The organism is Microbacterium sp. LWH3-1.2, assembly GCF_040675855.1.
Taxonomy (GTDB): domain Bacteria; phylum Actinomycetota; class Actinomycetes; order Actinomycetales; family Microbacteriaceae; genus Microbacterium.
Map to the genome: position 1 here is coordinate 2,582,546 of NZ_JBEGIK010000001.1, position 16,022 is coordinate 2,598,567.

The window sequence follows — 16,022 nt, forward strand, 5'->3', positions numbered from 1 at the left end:
TGCGGGGGAGAGCTGCGTTACTTGTTGGCAGGAGTGCTTGTGGCGCTGACCCCTTCGGCTTCGGACGTCGGGGGTTCGCTGACGTCGACGAAGTCGTCGGTCTCCTGAGATTGTACAGCCTGTCCGGCCTTCCACTCGCGGCCGGACACATAGGGCGACGGCTCGAGGCCGGGGTGACGGCTCTTCTGCACGAAGAAGATCGCCAGACCGATGATCACTCCGAAGATCGCGGCCCAGACGTTGGTGCGAAGTCCGAGGAAGATGTCGCTCGGGTCGATGCGGATCGATTCCCAAACGATGCGGCCGGCGCTGTACCAGACGAGGTAGAGGCCGAAGAGGCGGCCCCACTGCAGCGTGAAGCGCCGACCCGCCCACACGAGGAAGAGCACGCCGAGCGTGTTCCAGAGGACCTCGTAGAGGAAGGTCGGGTGGAAGAGCGTGCCCTCGGGCAGACCGATCGGCCACGCCGGGTTCGGGTAGTCGATCTCGAGGCCCCACGGCACATCGGTGGGAAGACCGAACAGCTCCTGGTTGAACCAATTGCCGAAGCGGCCGATCGCCTGGGCGAGGAGGAGGCTCGGGGCGAGGGCGTCGGCGAACGTCCAGAAGCGGATGCCGGTCCACCGGCACCCGAGCCAGGCACCGACGGCGCCGCCGATGAGAGCGCCGTAGATGGCGATGCCGCCCTCCCAGATGAAGAGCGCCGACCAGGGGTTCGCGCCCTCGCCGAAGTAGAAGTTCCAGTGGGTGAGCACGTGGTAGATGCGCGCCGTGATGATCGCGAGCGGGACGGCGAGGAGGGCGATGTCGATGACGACCCACGGCTCGGCGCCGCGCTTGGTGAGGCGGGCGTTGGTCCACAGCACCGCGACGATGATGCCCGTGATTATGCACAGCGCGTAGATGTGGATCCGCAGGGGGCCGATGTCGAAGTAGCTGATCGACGGGCTCGGGATGCTGGCGACGACGCTCAGGGCGGCGTTGATCATGGGAGAACCGTGTCCTTGCTGGATCCGTGCGGGGCGTGGCGGCGGCGGCCGCCGACCTCAGAAGTCTAGTTCGCGTCGCGGGCGGTTCCCGCGGCGAGGCCGCGCGCGGTCGCGGCGAGGCCCTCGAGGCCCCGCTCGCGCAGCGCGCGCACGAGCGCCGTGCCGACGATCGCGCCGTCGGCGTACTCGAGCACGCCGGCGACCTGCTCGGCGTTGGAGATGCCGATGCCCACGCACGCGTGCTCGACTCCGTGCTCACGCAGGCGGGCGACGAGAGTGCGGGCCGCAGCATCCAACTGCGCGCGCTCCCCCGTGATGCCCATGGTCGAGACGGTGTAGACGAAGCCGGTGGAGTTCTGTGCGATGAGCTCGAGCCGCTCGTCTGTCGAGGTCGGCGCGGCGAGGAAGACCCGGTCGAGGCCGGTGCGCTCGCTGGCGGCGATCCACTCGGGCGCCGCCTCCGGTGTGATGTCGGGCGTGATGAGGCCTGCTCCTCCGGCGGCGAGCAGGTCGTCGGCGTAGCGGTCGACACCGTACTGCAGCACGGGGTTCCAGTAGGTCATGACGAGCACGGGCACGTCGACGCGGCGCGTGATCTCGCGCACGGCTGTGAAGGTGTCTCGGAGGCGGAATCCGCCGGCGAGGGCCGCCTGCGTCGCCTCCTGGATGACTGTGCCGTCCATCACCGGATCGGAGTACGGCGGGCCGAGTTCGAGGATGTCGGCGCCGTTCTCGGCCAGGGCGACCGCCGCGTCGATGCTCGCCTCGAGGTCGGGGAAGCCGAGCGGGAGGTAGCCGACGAACGCGCCGCGCCCTTCGGCGCGGGCGGCGTCGATCGCCGCGGCGACGCGCGAGGTCATAGCTTCTCCCCTTCGCCGTGGGCGGCGTCGTCGTGGGGCGCCGAGGCGGCGGCCGCAGCATCCGTCCCCGTGTCGTAAAGGTCGAAGTAGCGCGCGGCGGTGTCCATGTCCTTGTCGCCGCGGCCCGAGAGGCATACGGCGAGGATGGCATCCGGGCCGAGCTCGCGGCCGATGCGCAGCGCGCCGGCGAGGGCGTGGGCCGATTCGATCGCGGGGATGATCCCCTCGGTCTCGGAGAGGAGGCGCAGCGCCTGCATCGCCTCGTCGTCGGTCGCGGGGATGTACTCGGCGCGGCCGATCGAGGCGAGCCACGCGTGCTCGGGGCCGACGCCCGGGTAGTCGAGGCCCGCCGAGATCGAGTGGGACTCGATCGTCTGGCCGTCCTCGTCCTGGAGGACGAAGGTCTTCGCGCCGTGCAGCACGCCGGGGCGCCCGCGTTCTATCGATGCGGCGTGCCGCGGCGTGTCGACGCCGTCGCCGGCGGCCTCGACGCCATAGAGCTTGACGCCCTCGTCGTCGAGGAAGGCGTCGAACATTCCGATCGCGTTCGAGCCCCCGCCGACGCACGCGAGGACGGCGTCCGGCAGGCGGCCCGCCTCCTCGAGGAGCTGGGCGCGCGCCTCTTCGGAGATGACCTTCTGGAAGTCGCGGACCATCGCGGGGAACGGGTGCGGGCCCGCTGCGGTGCCGAAGATGTAGTTCGTCGTCTCGACGCTCGCGACCCAGTCGCGGTAGGCGTCGTTGATCGCGTCCTTGAGCGTGCGCGAGCCGGTCTTGACCGGGATCACCTCGGCGCCGAGCAGTCGCATGCGGGCGACGTTGAGCGCCTGGCGCTCGGTGTCGACTTCGCCCATGTAGATCGTGCACTCGAAGCCGAAGAGCGCCGCGGCGGTCGCGGTCGCGACGCCGTGCTGGCCGGCGCCCGTCTCTGCGATCACCCGGGTCTTGCCCAGGCGCTGGGTGAGCAGCGCCTGGCCGAGCACGTTGTTGATCTTGTGCGACCCGGTGTGGTTGAGGTCTTCCCTCTTGAGGAATACCCGCGCGCCGCCCGCGTGCTCGGCGAACCGGGCCACCTCGGTGATCGGCGACGGGCGGCCGGCGTAGGAGTGCAGCAGCCGCACGAACTCGGCCTGGAACGCCGGATCGGCCTTCGCCGCCTCGTACTCCGCCGTCAACTCGTCGATCGCGGCGATGAGGGACTCGGGCATGTACCGCCCGCCGAACTCGCCGAACAGTGGTCCGGGAGCCTCACGAAGACTCATGCGCCTGCCTCCAGGAATGCGCGCAGGGTGGATACGGGATCGTTCGTGACCAGGGCCTCGCCCACGAGCACGACGTCCGCGCCGGCACGACGGTAGTGGGCGACGTCCTCGGGCACGAGCACGGCGGACTCGGCGATCTTGATCGCCCCCGCCGGGATGCGCTCCGCGAGGCGGCCGAAGAGGTCGCGGTCGAGCTGGAAGGTCGACAGGTCGCGGGCGTTGACACCGATGAGCTGTGCGCCGAGATCCGCGGCGCGATCGACCTCGTCGGCCGAGTGGGTCTCGACGAGCGCCGTCATTCCCAGCTCGCGGACGAACGCGTGGAGGCGGGCGAGGACGTCCTGCTCGAGCGCGGCGACGATGAGGAGGACCAGGTCGGCGCCGGACGCGCGGGCCTCGAGCACCTGGTATTCGGTCGCGATGAAGTCCTTGCGCAGCACCGGGAGCGTCACGGCGGCCTTGACGGCCTCGAGGTCGGCGAGGCTGCCCTTGAACTTTCGGCCCTCGGTGAGGACGGAGATCGCCGACGCGCCGCCCTCCTCGTAGCGACGTGCCTGCAGGGCCGGGTCGGGAATGGCGGCGAGGTCGCCGCGCGACGGGCTCGCGCGCTTGACCTCGGCGATGATCTTCACGCGGTCGGACGGGGCGAGCGCGGTGACGACGTCCAGGGTGGGACGCTGCGCCAGCGCCGCGGACTCCACCTCTGCCAGGGGTCGCACCGAGGCGCGTGCCTCGGCATCCTCAACCGCGCCGGCCGTGAGGTCGGCGAGCATGCTCAGTGCTCTTTCGCGGCGACCTTGGAGCCGCCCACGCCGTAGCCGGCGCGCTTCATGATCCAGCCCACGAGAAGGCCGATGACAAGGAGCACCGCCGACGCCCACACGAAGATCGGCATGTCGAGGAAGAAGAAGAAGGTGCCGATCGAGACCGCGATGAGCATGATCACGACGGCCGTCCAGGCTGCGGGCGAGTGTCCGTGGCCGGGGTCGCCGATGTTGTTGCTCATGGATGTCTCCTCGTGGAACCTGGGCGGGATGCCGCCAGTCTAGCGGTCAGGCGGTCGGATCCTCGCCACGCGACAGGTCGTCCCAGTCGTCGATGGCGCGCGATCCGGCGGCGTCGTGGGGGCGCGGGCCGTCGCCGGAGCGCGCCGTGGATCCGGTCGCGGGGGCGGCCTTCGCGGCCTCGTCGGTGCGGTAGCGACGGCCGGTGCGCGACCAGGAGTGCGCCGTCGCGAGCACGAACACGCCGGCCGCGACGAGCACGACCCCCACGACGAGGGTGACGGCCGGCCACGCGGTCGCAGCGATCGACGCGACGAGCTTCGCGACGGAGTCCTCTCCGGCGATGCCGGTCGACTCGGTGACGACCGATGCGACGGCCGAGACCGGGTGCTCGAACACGACCCGAGCGGTCAGCCAGGCGAGCACGGTCCCGATGAAGAACGCGAGCGCGCCGAACACGTAGCGCAGTGCGGGCCCGACGATGGACAGCGCGGCGCCGAGCGCCAGCACGGCGAGGCTCAGCGGCGCCAGAACCGGCACCGCCGACGCGCCCGGCACGTCGAGGACGTGATGGGCGGCGTCCTGCAGTTCGACCGTGAGCCACGTCTGCGTCGACGAGATCACGCCGAGCGCGCCGCATAGCACGACGATCACGACGGAGAGCAGTCGCGCCCTGCGGATCACGCGTCCGGCTCCGGGCCGCGCACGGCGCCGAGGTCGCGACCGTCGAAGCACGTGCGGGTGCCGGTGTGGCACGCGGCGCCTACCTGCTCGACCTCGACGAGGATGGTGTCGCCGTCGCAGTCGAGGCTGGCTCCGCGCACCAGCTGGATGTGCCCCGACGTATCCCCCTTGCGCCAGTACTCCTGCCGGGAGCGCGACCAGAAGGTGACGCGGCCGTCGGTGAGCGTGCGGCGGAGGGCTTCGGCATCCATCCATCCGAGCATGAGGACTTCGCGGGTGTCCCACTGCTGGATGATCGCGGCGACGAGGCCGTCGCCGTTGAAGGTCACGCGCGCGATGCGCTCGTCGAGCGTCCCGATCACGCCGCCACCTCCCGCACGGCGATCCCCTCTGCCTGCATCGCGGCCTTCACGTCGCCGACGGTGAGCTGGCCGGAGTGGAAGACGGATGCTGCGAGCACGGCGTCCGCGCCCGCCTCGATGGCGGGTCCGAAGTCCTCGGCGCGGCCGGCGCCGCCCGACGCGATGACCGGCACGCTGGCGACCTCGCGCATGAGGCCGACGAGCTCGAGGTCGAAGCCCTGCTTGGTGCCGTCCGCGTCGATCGAATTGACGAGGAGCTCCCCCGCACCGCGCTCGATGGCTTCGCGCGCCCATTCGAGCGCGTCGAGGGTCGTCTCGGTGCGGCCGCCGTGCGTGGTGACGACGAAGCCGGAGTCGGTCGAGGGCGAGCGCTTGACGTCGAGCGACAGCACGAGCACCTGCGCACCGAACCGGTCGGCGATCTCGTCGAGGAGCGCGGGACGTGCGATAGCCGCCGAGTTCACTCCGATCTTGTCGGCGCCGACCGACAGCAGCCGTGCGACGTCGTCGGCCGACCGCACTCCCCCACCCACGGTGAGCGGAATGAAGACCTCTTCGGCCGTGCGCCGGACGACGTCGTACGTCGTCGAGCGCTCGTCGACCGTGGCGGTGACGTCGAGGAACGTGATCTCGTCGGCGCCCTGGCGGAAGTACTCCCGCGCGAGTTCGACGGGATCGCCCATGTCGCGCAGGTTCTGGAAGTTCACGCCCTTGACGACTCGCCCCGCGGCGACGTCGAGGCACGGGATGACGCGGCAGACCAGACTCATCAGAGTCTCGCGTTGTGGATCGCGGTGACGAGGATCGCGCGGGCGCCGATCGCGTACAGCGCGTCCATGACCTGGTTCACACCCTTGCGGGCGACCATGACGCGCACCGCGACCCACGCCGGGTCGCGCAACGGGGCGATCGTCGGGGACTCGATGCCCGGGGCGATCTTGACCGCGTCGTCGACGAGGTCGGCGGGCAGGTCGTAGTCGACCATCACGTACCGCCGGGCCACCATCACGCCGCGGAGGCGCCGCAGCAACGTGTCGGTCCCCTCCGCCTGGGTGGGCGACGTGATCAGCACGGCCTCGGACTGCAGCAGCACCGGACCGAAGATCTCCAGACCCGCCTGGCGCAGCGTGGTGCCGGTCGACACGACGTCGGCGACGGCATCCGCCACTCCCAGGCGTACCGCGGACTCGACCGCGCCGTCGAGCGGCACCAGGTCCACGGCGACGCCGTGCTCGTCGAGGAACGCGTCGACCAGGCCGGGGTATGCGGTCGCGACGCGCGAGCCGTTGAGATCCTGGACGGACGTGAAGCGTCCGGGAGGGCCGGCGAAGCGGAATGTCGAGTCGCCGAAGCCGAGCGCCTCGATCTCGCGAGCGCCCGGCATGCGCGCGTCGAGCAGCAGATCGCGGCCGGTGATGCCGACGTCCAGCGCGCCTGAGCCGACGTAGGTGGCGATGTCCTTCGGGCGGAGATAGAAGAACTCGACCTCGTTCTGAGGGTCGATGACGTGGAGGTCCTTGGGGTCGCGACGACCGATGTAGCCCGCCTCGTGGAGCATCTCAGAGGCGGTCTCGGCGAGCGAGCCCTTGTTCGGCACGGCGATTCGCAGCATGGCAGCGGGGCTTTCGGGTTCGAGGACAGGTGGCAGCGCGCGCTCAGAGATGTCGGTAGACGTCCTCGAGGCCCAGCCCCTTCGCGAGCATCAGCACCTGCAGGTGGTACAGCAGCTGCGAGATCTCCTCGGCTGCGGCATCCGTCGACTCGTACTCGGCCGCCATCCAGACTTCGGCGGCCTCCTCCACGATCTTCTTGCCGATCGCGTGTACGCCCGCGTCCAGCTGCGCGACGGTTCCCGAGCCCTCGGGGCGCTCAGCCGCTTTCGCAGCGAGCTCGGCGTACAGCGTGTCGAACGTCTTCACCATGCCAGGGTATCGAACCGAGCGGATGCCTCGGCGCCGCGTGACGCGAGGCTCAGTGCACGTGGTGCTCGGCGGCGGTCGCGCGAAGACCCGCGATGGCGTTCGAGGGGTCGCCCGCGCCGAACACGGCGGAGCCGGCGACGAAGGTGTCGGCGCCCGCCTCCGCGGCCTGCGCGATCGTCGACTCGCCGATCCCGCCGTCCACCTGCAACCACACCGAGGATCCCCGCCGACGGGCCTCGTCGGCGAGGCGCCGCAGCTTCGGCAGGGTCTCGGGCATGAACGACTGACCGCCGAACCCGGGCTCGACGGTCATCACGAGGATCTGGTCGAAGTCGTCGAGAAGGTCGAACAGGCCCTCGACGGGGGTCGTGGGCCTGACGGCGACCCCGGCGCGCGCGCCGATGCCGCGCAGCCGGCGGGCGAGCGCGACCGGCTCCTTCGCGGCTTCGAGGTGGAAGGTGACGGAGGCCGCTCCGAGCTCGGCGTACCCGGGTGCCCAGCGGTCGGGATTCGTGATCATCAGGTGCACGTCCAGAGGCACGGGGCTGGTCGCCTGGATGCGCTCGACCATCTGCGGACCGAATGTCAGGTTGGGCACGAAGTGGTTGTCCATGACGTCGACGTGGACGAAGTCCGCCGTCGCGATGCGGGCGAGCTCGGCCTGCATGTTGACGAAGTCGGCGGCGAGGATGCTGGGATTGATGCGGATGCCGGTCTGGCGGGCGGTGTCGTCGATCGGTGGCACGCGTCCATTATGGTCGAGCCGTGGATCCGATCACGGCGCTGCTGCACGACGTCCTCGAAGACATCCGACCGCATGACGACGGCGCCCCGGCGGGCTACATCCCCGAACTCGCCGCCGCGGATCCCGACCGTCTGGCGCTGGCCGTCGTCGGACCGCGCGGGCGGGTGCGCGCGGTCGGCGACGTCGCACACGAGTTCACGATCCAGTCGATCTCGAAGCCGTTCGTGCTGGCGCTCGCCCTCGCCGACCGCGGTCGCGACTCGGTGCTGCGCAAGGTGGGCGTGGAGCCCAGCGGCGAGCCGTTCAACGCGATCAGCCTCGAACCCGGCACCGGGCGGCCGGCGAACCCCATGGTCAATGCCGGAGCGATCGCGACGTCCGCCCTGATTCCCGGCGACAGGGTCGACGACCGCATGACGCGCATCGTCGACGGGCTCTCCGCGTTCGCCGGGCGGTCGCTGTGGGTCGACGAGCAGGTGTACGCCTCGGAATCCGCGACGGGCGATCGCAACCGCGCGCTGGCGTACCTGCTGCGTTCGCACGGCGTCATCGAGGGGTCGGTCGAGATCGCGGTCGAGACGTACTTCCGGCAGTGCTCGCTGCTCGTGACGGTGCGCGACCTCGCCGTGATGTCGGCGACGCTCGCCTTCGGCGGAGTCAATCCCGTGACCGGCGAGCGGGTCGTCTCCGAGGCCGTCGCCCGCGATGTGCTGTCGATCATGGCCAGCTGCGGCATGTACGACTACTCCGGCGAGTGGCTGCTGCGCGTGGGCCTGCCGGCGAAGAGCGGCGTCAGCGGCGGACTCCTCGCCGTCGCCCCGTCGCAGTTCGGCATCGCGGCGTTCAGCCCGCGCCTGGATGCGCACGGCAACTCGGTGCGCGCCATCGCGCTCCTCGAGACGCTCGGCGAGCGGTTCGGCATGCACCTGCTCGAATCGCACGAGAGCGTGGCGGTGCCCGCGTTCACCGTCGAGGACACCGACCAGGGGCGTGTGCTGAGACTCGCGGGAGAGCTCGGCCTGGCCGGCACGGAGCGCGTCGTCGCCGTGCTGCGCGAGATCGCGGACGCTCTCCCCGAGGGCGCCGAGGTCATCGTCGACGCGCGCGACCTCGCCCGCGCGCACAGCGCCGCGCTCGTCGCACTGCGCGTCGAGTTCGAGCAGATGCCCCACGGCATCCGGCTGCGGGAGTGACGACACAGCGGAGACGGATGCTGCGGTCCCCACCCGACTCGACGACTCAGACTCGACGCAGCAGCGAGATCGACATCGCGTCGGTGTTGTGACGGTGGGGCCACAGTTGAGCGCGCCCGCTGCCGTCGGTCTGCGGCGGCAGGACGGGGTCCGCGTCCGACAGGGACGTGATCACGTCGCGGGCGGAGATCTCCTCGAGCGCTGCGCCCCATTCGCGCCGGATGTCGGCGACGACGCCGGAAGTCTCGGCGAGGTGCGGCGAGCACGTCACGTACGCGACGACACCTCCGGGTTTGAGGGCGCCGACGGCCTCGGTGAGGAGTTCGCGCTGCAGCTCGGTGAGGGCCGGCACATCGCTGGGTGCCTTGCGCCATCGCGCCTCGGGACGACGGCGCAGCGCGCCGAGCCCGGTGCAGGGGGCGTCGACGAGGATGCGGTCGTAGGTCTCGGGCGCCTCCTGCGCGCGGACTCGGCCGTCCTCCTCCGAGACCGACACCTCGAGCGGCACGCCGGCGAGAGCCTGACGGACGAGCCCGGCGCGTGCCGGCGAGATCTCGTTCGCCTCGAGGATGGCCCCGCCCACCCGCGCCTCGGCGGCGAGCACGGCGGTCTTGCCACCGGGACCCGCGCACAGATCGAGCCAGCGCTCGCCCTCGGCGACCGGCAGGGCGCGCGTCAGCGCGAGTGCGGCGAGCTGCGAGCCCTCGTCCTGGACGCGGATGCGGCCGCGCGAACCGCGCACCAGTGAATCGGGATCGCCGCCGCCGAGGCGGAAGCCGATCGGCGAGAACGGTGTGCGGCGCGCGTCGTCGGGGACGCCCGCCAGATCGGGAAGGGCCGCCATCGTGACGCGGGGCGACGCGTTGTCGGCGGTGAGCAACGCCTCGAGCTCTTCGACGCGACCCTCCGCCGCCAGCGCCCGCCGGAAGGCGCGCACCACCCACACGGGGTGCGAGAACAGCAGGCCGAGCTGCTCGTCGTCGGAGCGCGCGCTCGCGGCGACGTGGGTCATCCAGTCGCCCGGAGTATCGCGCGACACCCGCCGCAGGACGGCGTTCGCGAACCCGGCGGCGCCGCGTCCGCCCGCCCCCCGAGCGAGCTCGACGGACTCGTTCACCGCGGCGTGGGAGGCCACCCGCGTCGACAGCAGCTGGTGCACGCCGAGCCGCAGGGCGTCGAGAACGGCCGGATCGATGTCGGAGACCGGGCGATCGGCGGCGATCGCGATCACCGCGTCGTACGTGCCTTGGCGCCGGAGAGTGCCGTAGGTGAGCTCGGTAGCGAGCGCGGCGTCGGCCGTCGTGAGTCCGGCGCGGGAGATCGCCGTCGGCAGCAGCAGGTTGGCGTACGCGTCCGACTCGTGGACGGCCCGGAGGGTGTCGTACGCGACGCGGCGCGCCGCGACTGTGCGGCTCACGATCCCGCCACCGGGGTCGCCTCGCGGAGCCCTCGCCACCAGTCGGCCGCGCGCATCGCGCCCTTGCCGGCGGGCTGGACGGTCGCGAGCACGATCGGTGAGGATGCGGTCCCGACGATGACATGCTTGCCGTGCAGCGCGAGCGCTCCCGGCGCGAGCGAAGGAGCGTCGCCGGGAGCGGTCGCGACGGCGAGAATCTTGAACCGGGCCCCGTCGATGGTGGTGTGCGCGCCAGGCTCGGGCGTGACGCCGCGGATGCGGTCGAGCACAGCCCCGGCCGGCTCGTCCCAGCGGATGCGGCCGTCGGCGTCGCCGAGCTTCGACGCGTACGTGGTCTCTCCCTGCTGGGTGCGCGCGACGGCGGTGCCGGCGGCGATCGAATCGACGACGTCGCAGAGCAGTCCCGCGCCGTCGTCGGCCAGCGCGGCGAGGAGATCGCCCGCGGTGGCGTCGGCCGGGACGTCGACGGCGAGCTCGCCGAACACGTCGCCCGCGTCGAGTTCGGGCACGAGCTGGAAGACGCTTGCCCCGGTGCGAGCGTCGCCGGCGATGAGCGCGTGCTGCACCGGCGCGGCGCCGCGCCAGCGGGGCAGCAGCGAGAAGTGCAGGTTGATCCAGCCGTGGGCAGGCGTCGACAGGAGCGGCTCGCGCACGAGTCCGCCGTAGGCGACGATCACGCCGAGGTCGGGTTCGAGGGCAGCGATCTCGGCCGTGACGGCGGCATCGAGCCGGTCCGCGCGGATCACCGCCAGCCCGAGCTCCTCGGCGGCAGCCGCGACGGGCGACGGCGTCAGCACCCGCTTGCGCCCGAAGGGGGCGTCCTGGCGGGTGATCACCGCGGCGATGTCGTGAGCGGATGCCGCGAGCCGGCGCAGCGACGGCACAGCCGGCGCCGGTGTGCCGGCGAAGACGAGACGCATGACGTTCCTGGAGGTCGAGGGTCAGAGATCGAGATCGGGCACGTCGACCCGAACCTTCAGTGTATGGGCGGGTCCGGCTGTGCGACCCTTCGCGGGGCGGCGTCCCTTCATCGCCTGACTCACCACCGACGCGCGCAGGCTCTCGGTCACGCGGGAGCCGAGGCTGTAGTCGAACCGCACCAGAGCGCGGACCGACTCCTCCTGTGCGATCGGGCCGAGCACGGCGTCGCCGTCCAGCTCGGGGACGGCGGTGCGCAACGCGGCGACGGCGTTCTCGACCGCGCGACGCGGGCCGTCGAGGGACGCCACGCGGACGGTCGGCGGCATGCGCAGCGGGGCACGGTCGGCGAGCTCGGCGCGCGCGTACGCGGCCTGCGTCCATGTCGCGAGAGCGCGCGCGACCTCTCCACCGACGCCGACGAGGTGCACGGGGGCACCGGGAGCGGCCAGGGCCGCCGCATTCGACCACCAGCGCAGACACGACTCGCCGATGCGCAGGTCGTCGGCCATCAGCATCCGATCCCCGTCCAGCAGGATCACCGCGCGATACCCGCCTGTGGCGAGCGGCTCGGCGCCGCGTGTCGCGACCACGAGCGCGGGGCGAGCATCGACCTCGGTCACCGGGTGATCGCCGTCGGCGACGATCACGCGCGTGCCCGGGAAGGCGCGCCCGAGTTCGTCGGCGGTGCGCTCGCTGCCGGACGAGGCCATGCGGAGCAGTGTCGAGCGGCACTCGGGGCACGCCCACGCGTTCGCCGCGCGGCCGCACCACGCGCAGGTGGGCACGGCGCCCTGGCGGGCCGCGTGGAGCGCCCCGCCGCAATGCGCGCAGCGCGCGGGGTGGCGGCAGGTCGCGCACACGAGCACGGGGGCGTACCCCGGGCGCGCGACCTGCACCAGGACGGGCCCGAGGGTGAGCGCCTCGCGCGCGGCGGCGAACGCCGACGACGGCACCCGCGCGGCACGCGACTCCCCCTCACGGTTCGCGCTCAGCACGACGCGTGGGCTCACGCGCCGTGCCGCGGGCAGGTCGTGCACCCAGCCCACGGCCACAAGGCGCTCGACGTCGGTGGTGCGGGTGTGCCCCGCGAACACGAGGGCCCCGCCGTGCAGCTCCTGCCGGAGCAGTGCGGCGTCGCGGGCGTGGACGCCGGGGCTGAGCGGTTCGGCCAGCAGCGGGTCGCCGTCGTCCCACAGCGCGACCAGTCCGAGGTCGGACACGGGCGCGTACACCGTCGAGCGATTGCCGATCACGACGCACGGGGCCTCGGCGAGGGTGCGCAGGAACGCGGCGTACCGGATCGGGCCGCTCTGCTTCGCGTCGTCGCGGACCAGCGCATCGGCCGGGATGCGGGCAGCCAGCGCGGCTTCGAGCTGCGCACGGTCGCGGTGATCCGGCACGGCGATCAGGGCGCTGCGCCCCGCCGCGATGGTGTGCGTCGCGGCCGCGGCGAGGAGGATCGCCCAGGACCCGACGACGGTGCCGTCGTCGAGCGTCGCGGGTACGGGCGGCGCGTCCAGCGCGAGGCGTTCGCCGCGGTCGAGGGCGTCGGCGAGGCCCGGATAGACGGCCAGGACGCCGTCGGCCCACGCACGATCCGCGTCGTGGATCACCGGGCGCGCCGGCGGGTCGCTGGCGAGCCACGCCTTCTCGGCACGCACCATGCGCTTCGGGATCGCGAGGCGCAGGACGTCGCCCGCCGACCCGGCGGCCCGGTCGGCGGCGCGGCGGGCCAGCGCGTACAGCGGCGGCGTGAGCACCGGCACCGGCGACACGACGGCCTCGAGCTGCGAGAGCGGGCGGTCGGAGGCATTCGGCTCCCCCACCTCGACGAGGAGCGCGTCGACCATCCGCCCGGCGCTGCGCAGGGGCACACGCACGCGCACGCCGGGCACGGCGTCGGGGGCGAGCTCTTCGGGGATCGCGTAGTCGAACAGACGGTCGAGCTGCGGCAGCGGCGAGTCGATCAGCACGCGTGCGACCCGGCGGGGGCGCCGCGACCGATCGCCGGAGCCGGGTTCGTCGTCGTGCACCGCGGTCACGCGGCGGCGTCAGAGCCCGGCTGCCGCGCGCAACGCGTCGGCGCGGTCGGTGCGCTCCCACGTGAAGTCGGCAAGCTCACGGCCGAAGTGGCCGTACGCCGCGGTCTGCGCGTAGATCGGCCGCAGGAGGTCGAGCTGGTCGATGATCGCCTTCGGGCGCAGGTCGAACACGTCGAGGATCGCCTGGGTGATCGCGTCGTCGGCCACGCGGCCGGTGCCGAACGTCTCGACATAGAGCCCGACGGGCTTCGCCTTGCCGATGGCATACGCGACCTGCACCTCGAGACGGTCCGCGAGGCCTGCGGCGACGGCGTTCTTGGCGACCCATCGCATGGCGTAGGCGGCCGAGCGGTCCACCTTCGACGGGTCTTTGCCGCTGAACGCGCCGCCGCCGTGGCGCGACGCGCCGCCGTACGTGTCGATGATGATCTTGCGGCCGGTGAGGCCGGCGTCGCCCTTGGGGCCGCCGATGACGAACGGACCGGCCGGGTTGATGTAGTACTCCACGTCCGGCAGCTCGAGACCGGTCGCCTCGAGCACGGGATCGATGACCTCGGCACGCACGGCGGCGCGCAGCGCCTTCTGCGAGATGTCGGGGTGGTGCTGGGTCGACAGGACGATGGACTCGACGGTCTTGGGCATCACGCCGTCGTAGCCGAGCGTGACCTGGGTCTTGCCGTCGGGTCGCAGGAACGGCAGCGCGCCGGAGCGGCGCACCTCGGCGAGGCGCTCGGCCATGCGGTGCGCCGTCCACGCGGCCATCGGCATGAGTTGCGGCGTCTCGGTCGTCGCGTAGCCGAACATGATGCCCTGGTCGCCGGCGCCCTGAAGGTCGTGCGGATCTTCGGAGCCGTCCTCGCGGCGCTCGAACGCCTTGTCGACACCGGCGGCGATGTCGGAGGACTGCGCGCCGATCGAGACGCTCACGCCGCACGAGTCGCCGTCGAATCCGGTCTCGCTGGAGGTGTAGCCGATGCGGTTGACGACGTTGCGGACGATCGCCGGGATCTCGACGTACGCGGAGGTCGAGACCTCGCCGGCGACGTGGACGAGACCGGTGGTGACGAGCGTCTCGACGGCCACGCGCCCGTTCGGGTCGGCGTCCAGGATCGCGTCCAGGATCGAATCCGAGATCTGGTCGCAGATCTTGTCGGGGTGACCCTCGGTGACGGATTCGGATGTGAACAGACGCAGGTCGGTCATCGGTACTCCAGTTGTCGTGGCTCCGGTCGTCGTGATGTCCGGGCGCCGAGAGGCGGACACCAGTATGCCCCCGACGACGGACACAGCCGTCTTCGGGGGCATCGAGGATGTGACGGATTACTCCGCGCGACGCAGGCGCAGCTTGTCCTCGTGGATCTCGTGCATCGCGATGGTGAGCGGCTTGTCCTCGACGGTCGAGTCGACGAGCGGGCCGACGTTGTCGAACAGGTTGCCCTCGTGGAGGTCGGAGTAGTAGTCGTTGATCTGGCGCGCGCGCTTGGACGCGAAGATCACGAGCTGATACTTCGAGTCGACCTTCTCGAGCAGGCTGTCGATGGGGGGCTCGATGATGCCCTGGTTCGTTCCGGCCATGGCGAAACCTCCTGGATCGGATGGAAAAGAGAGTCTGCGGAGCCTCGGGGTGCCGAGGCATCCCACCATTCTACGTGACGGGACGCCCTCAGCGCGCGAGACGGGCGACCTCGTCGGCAGCATGGGCGACGTCGTCGTTCACGACGCGGTAGTCGAACTCGCCTTGCGAGGCCAACTCGGTCTTCGCGGTGCGCAGGCGCCGGGCGCGCTCTGCGGCGTCCTCCGTGCCACGGCCGACGAGGCGCTGCACGAGCTCGTCCCAGCTCGGCGGCAGGAGGAACACGAGGGTGGCCGACGGATCCGCCTCGCGCACCTGGCGCGCGCCCTGGAGGTCGATCTCGAGGAGCACCGTGCGCCCTTCGGCGAGGGCGTTCTCGATCGGGCCGCGCGGTGTGCCGTAGCGATACGCGTTGTGGACGGTCGCGTGTTCGAGCAGTTCGCCGTCGGCGATCATGCGGTCGAACTCGGCGTCGTCGACGAAGAAGTAGTGCTCGCCGTCGACCTCGCCCGGGCGCGGCGCCCGCGTCGTGGCCGACACCGACAGCAGGATCTCGGGGTGGTGGTCCTTGATGTACGCGGCCACGGTGCCCTTGCCCACGGCGGTGGGACCGGCCAGCACGACGAGCCGGCTGCGGCCGGCGCGGGGCTCGGACTCGGGCCACCGGCTGTCGAGGAACTGGCGCAGGTCCTCGCGCTGGCGCGAGCCCAGCCCGCCGAGGCGCTTGACGGGCGAGATCTCGAGGTCGTGCAGGATGCGGTCGCGCTTGCCCTCGCCGATCGCGGGGATCGCGGTGAGGAACTCCGGAACGCGCATCGCGCCCGCAGGCGACGTGGGCTCGGCGAGGGCCCGCCGCAGGAGCTCCTGCGGCGTGATCACCCGCATCGCGACATCCTTCTTCAGGGCGGCGCGTTCGCGGCGGGCGGCGACGGCACGGCGCGAGGCGGCGACGCGGTCGACCTCGGGGGGCCTCCCTGGCGCGCCGGAGGTGGAGGGTGGAGCGCCATCAGGGGTTTCCTGATCGGGTCGCGCTTGCGCGCCGGGGGTT

General features: G+C 71.8%; 17 protein-coding genes and 1 pseudogene. 1 reads left to right on the plus strand and 17 read right to left on the minus strand.

The genetic code is table 11. The annotated features are described in order from the left end of the window. Positions 1-17: 17 nt before the first annotated feature. The 11 genes from lgt to rpe all read right to left on the minus strand — a co-directional run bounded on the left by lgt (position 18) and on the right by rpe (position 7,828). Positions 18-989, minus strand: a complete 972-nt coding sequence (gene lgt / locus MRBLWH3_RS12025) for a prolipoprotein diacylglyceryl transferase (RefSeq protein WP_363432147.1) — start codon at positions 987-989, stop codon at positions 18-20. A 65-nt stretch (positions 990-1,054) separates the two neighbouring features. Next, the gene (gene trpA, locus MRBLWH3_RS12030) at positions 1,055-1,849 is read right to left on the minus strand and encodes a tryptophan synthase subunit alpha (RefSeq protein WP_363432150.1); all 795 of its coding nucleotides are present in this window, start codon (positions 1,847-1,849) and stop codon (positions 1,055-1,057) included. After that, positions 1,846-3,111, minus strand: coding sequence for a tryptophan synthase subunit beta (trpB, locus tag MRBLWH3_RS12035; RefSeq protein ID WP_363432152.1), 1,266 nt, complete (start codon positions 3,109-3,111; stop codon positions 1,846-1,848). Before trpB ends, trpA begins: the two co-directional genes overlap by 4 nt. Further along, entirely contained in the window at positions 3,108-3,884 is a 777-nt protein-coding gene (gene trpC, locus MRBLWH3_RS12040; protein WP_363432155.1) for an indole-3-glycerol phosphate synthase TrpC, read from the minus strand. Before trpC ends, trpB begins: the two co-directional genes overlap by 4 nt. A 2-nt stretch (positions 3,885-3,886) precedes the next feature. Beyond that, positions 3,887-4,117, minus strand: coding sequence for a DUF6704 family protein (locus tag MRBLWH3_RS12045; RefSeq protein ID WP_116193528.1), 231 nt, complete (start codon positions 4,115-4,117; stop codon positions 3,887-3,889). A 46-nt stretch (positions 4,118-4,163) separates the two neighbouring features. Beyond that, complete coding sequence (locus MRBLWH3_RS12050) at positions 4,164-4,799, minus strand: Trp biosynthesis-associated membrane protein (RefSeq protein WP_363432158.1); 636 nt, start codon at positions 4,797-4,799, stop codon at positions 4,164-4,166. After that, the gene (gene hisI, locus MRBLWH3_RS12055) at positions 4,796-5,158 is read right to left on the minus strand and encodes a phosphoribosyl-AMP cyclohydrolase (RefSeq protein WP_414685403.1); all 363 of its coding nucleotides are present in this window, start codon (positions 5,156-5,158) and stop codon (positions 4,796-4,798) included. The genes MRBLWH3_RS12050 and hisI overlap by 4 nt, the downstream gene beginning before the upstream one ends. Beyond that, on the minus strand, positions 5,158-5,931 hold the full coding sequence (hisF, locus tag MRBLWH3_RS12060; RefSeq protein ID WP_341999597.1) for an imidazole glycerol phosphate synthase subunit HisF: 774 nt from the start codon (positions 5,929-5,931) through the stop codon (positions 5,158-5,160). Before hisF ends, hisI begins: the two co-directional genes overlap by 1 nt. Continuing rightward, on the minus strand, positions 5,931-6,773 hold the full coding sequence (gene hisG / locus MRBLWH3_RS12065) for an ATP phosphoribosyltransferase (protein ID WP_116193524.1): 843 nt from the start codon (positions 6,771-6,773) through the stop codon (positions 5,931-5,933). Before hisG ends, hisF begins: the two co-directional genes overlap by 1 nt. A gap of 43 nt (positions 6,774-6,816) precedes the next feature. After that, complete coding sequence (locus MRBLWH3_RS12070; protein ID WP_363432165.1) at positions 6,817-7,080, minus strand: phosphoribosyl-ATP diphosphatase; 264 nt, start codon at positions 7,078-7,080, stop codon at positions 6,817-6,819. A gap of 52 nt (positions 7,081-7,132) precedes the next feature. After that, entirely contained in the window at positions 7,133-7,828 is a 696-nt protein-coding gene (rpe, locus tag MRBLWH3_RS12075; protein WP_363432168.1) for a ribulose-phosphate 3-epimerase, read from the minus strand. Positions 7,829-7,848: 20 nt separating this feature from the next. Between rpe and glsA the strand changes: the two genes are divergently transcribed. Further along, positions 7,849-9,021 carry a glutaminase A gene (gene glsA, locus MRBLWH3_RS12080; protein ID WP_363432170.1) on the plus strand — a complete coding sequence of 391 codons (1,173 nt, stop codon included), beginning with the start codon at positions 7,849-7,851 and terminating at the stop codon, positions 9,019-9,021. A 46-nt stretch (positions 9,022-9,067) separates the two neighbouring features. Here glsA and MRBLWH3_RS12085 read toward each other — a convergent pair whose 3' ends face one another. The 6 genes and pseudogenes from MRBLWH3_RS12085 to gmk all read right to left on the minus strand — a co-directional run. Then, entirely contained in the window at positions 9,068-10,438 is a 1,371-nt protein-coding gene (locus tag MRBLWH3_RS12085; RefSeq protein ID WP_363432173.1) for an RsmB/NOP family class I SAM-dependent RNA methyltransferase, read from the minus strand. Beyond that, entirely contained in the window at positions 10,435-11,358 is a 924-nt protein-coding gene (fmt, locus tag MRBLWH3_RS12090; protein ID WP_363432175.1) for a methionyl-tRNA formyltransferase, read from the minus strand. Before fmt ends, MRBLWH3_RS12085 begins: the two co-directional genes overlap by 4 nt. A 21-nt stretch (positions 11,359-11,379) precedes the next feature. Beyond that, positions 11,380-13,401 (minus strand): primosomal protein N', encoded by a 2,022-nt coding sequence (locus tag MRBLWH3_RS12095; protein ID WP_363432177.1) that lies wholly within the window; start codon positions 13,399-13,401, stop codon positions 11,380-11,382. A gap of 9 nt (positions 13,402-13,410) precedes the next feature. Next, on the minus strand, positions 13,411-14,604 hold the full coding sequence (gene metK, locus MRBLWH3_RS12100) for a methionine adenosyltransferase (protein WP_363432179.1): 1,194 nt from the start codon (positions 14,602-14,604) through the stop codon (positions 13,411-13,413). A 117-nt stretch (positions 14,605-14,721) separates the two neighbouring features. After that, complete coding sequence (gene rpoZ / locus MRBLWH3_RS12105) at positions 14,722-14,976, minus strand: DNA-directed RNA polymerase subunit omega (RefSeq protein ID WP_018170775.1); 255 nt, start codon at positions 14,974-14,976, stop codon at positions 14,722-14,724. 88 nt (positions 14,977-15,064) lie between these two features. After that, positions 15,065-15,943 (minus strand): annotated as a pseudogene (gene gmk / locus MRBLWH3_RS12110) (guanylate kinase); the annotation flags it as partial. Positions 15,944-16,022: the final 79 nt, after the last annotated feature.

What these genes read in the sequence shown, in the direction of transcription:
- metK (WP_363432179.1), bottom strand. Translation starts at nt 14,604, where the DNA reads ATGACCGACCTGCGTCTGTTCACATCCGAATCCGTCACCGAGGGTCAC.
- fmt (WP_363432175.1), bottom strand. Translation starts at nt 11,358, where the DNA reads ATGCGTCTCGTCTTCGCCGGCACACCGGCGCCGGCTGTGCCGTCGCTG.
- MRBLWH3_RS12045 (WP_116193528.1), bottom strand. Translation starts at nt 4,117, where the DNA reads ATGAGCAACAACATCGGCGACCCCGGCCACGGACACTCGCCCGCAGCC.
- trpA (WP_363432150.1), bottom strand. Translation starts at nt 1,849, where the DNA reads ATGACCTCGCGCGTCGCCGCGGCGATCGACGCCGCCCGCGCCGAAGGG.
- lgt (WP_363432147.1), bottom strand. Translation starts at nt 989, where the DNA reads ATGATCAACGCCGCCCTGAGCGTCGTCGCCAGCATCCCGAGCCCGTCG.
- hisF (WP_341999597.1), bottom strand. Translation starts at nt 5,931, where the DNA reads ATGAGTCTGGTCTGCCGCGTCATCCCGTGCCTCGACGTCGCCGCGGGG.
- trpB (WP_363432152.1), bottom strand. Translation starts at nt 3,111, where the DNA reads ATGAGTCTTCGTGAGGCTCCCGGACCACTGTTCGGCGAGTTCGGCGGG.
- trpC (WP_363432155.1), bottom strand. Translation starts at nt 3,884, where the DNA reads ATGCTCGCCGACCTCACGGCCGGCGCGGTTGAGGATGCCGAGGCACGC.
- rpoZ (WP_018170775.1), bottom strand. Translation starts at nt 14,976, where the DNA reads ATGGCCGGAACGAACCAGGGCATCATCGAGCCCCCCATCGACAGCCTG.
- hisG (WP_116193524.1), bottom strand. Translation starts at nt 6,773, where the DNA reads ATGCTGCGAATCGCCGTGCCGAACAAGGGCTCGCTCGCCGAGACCGCC.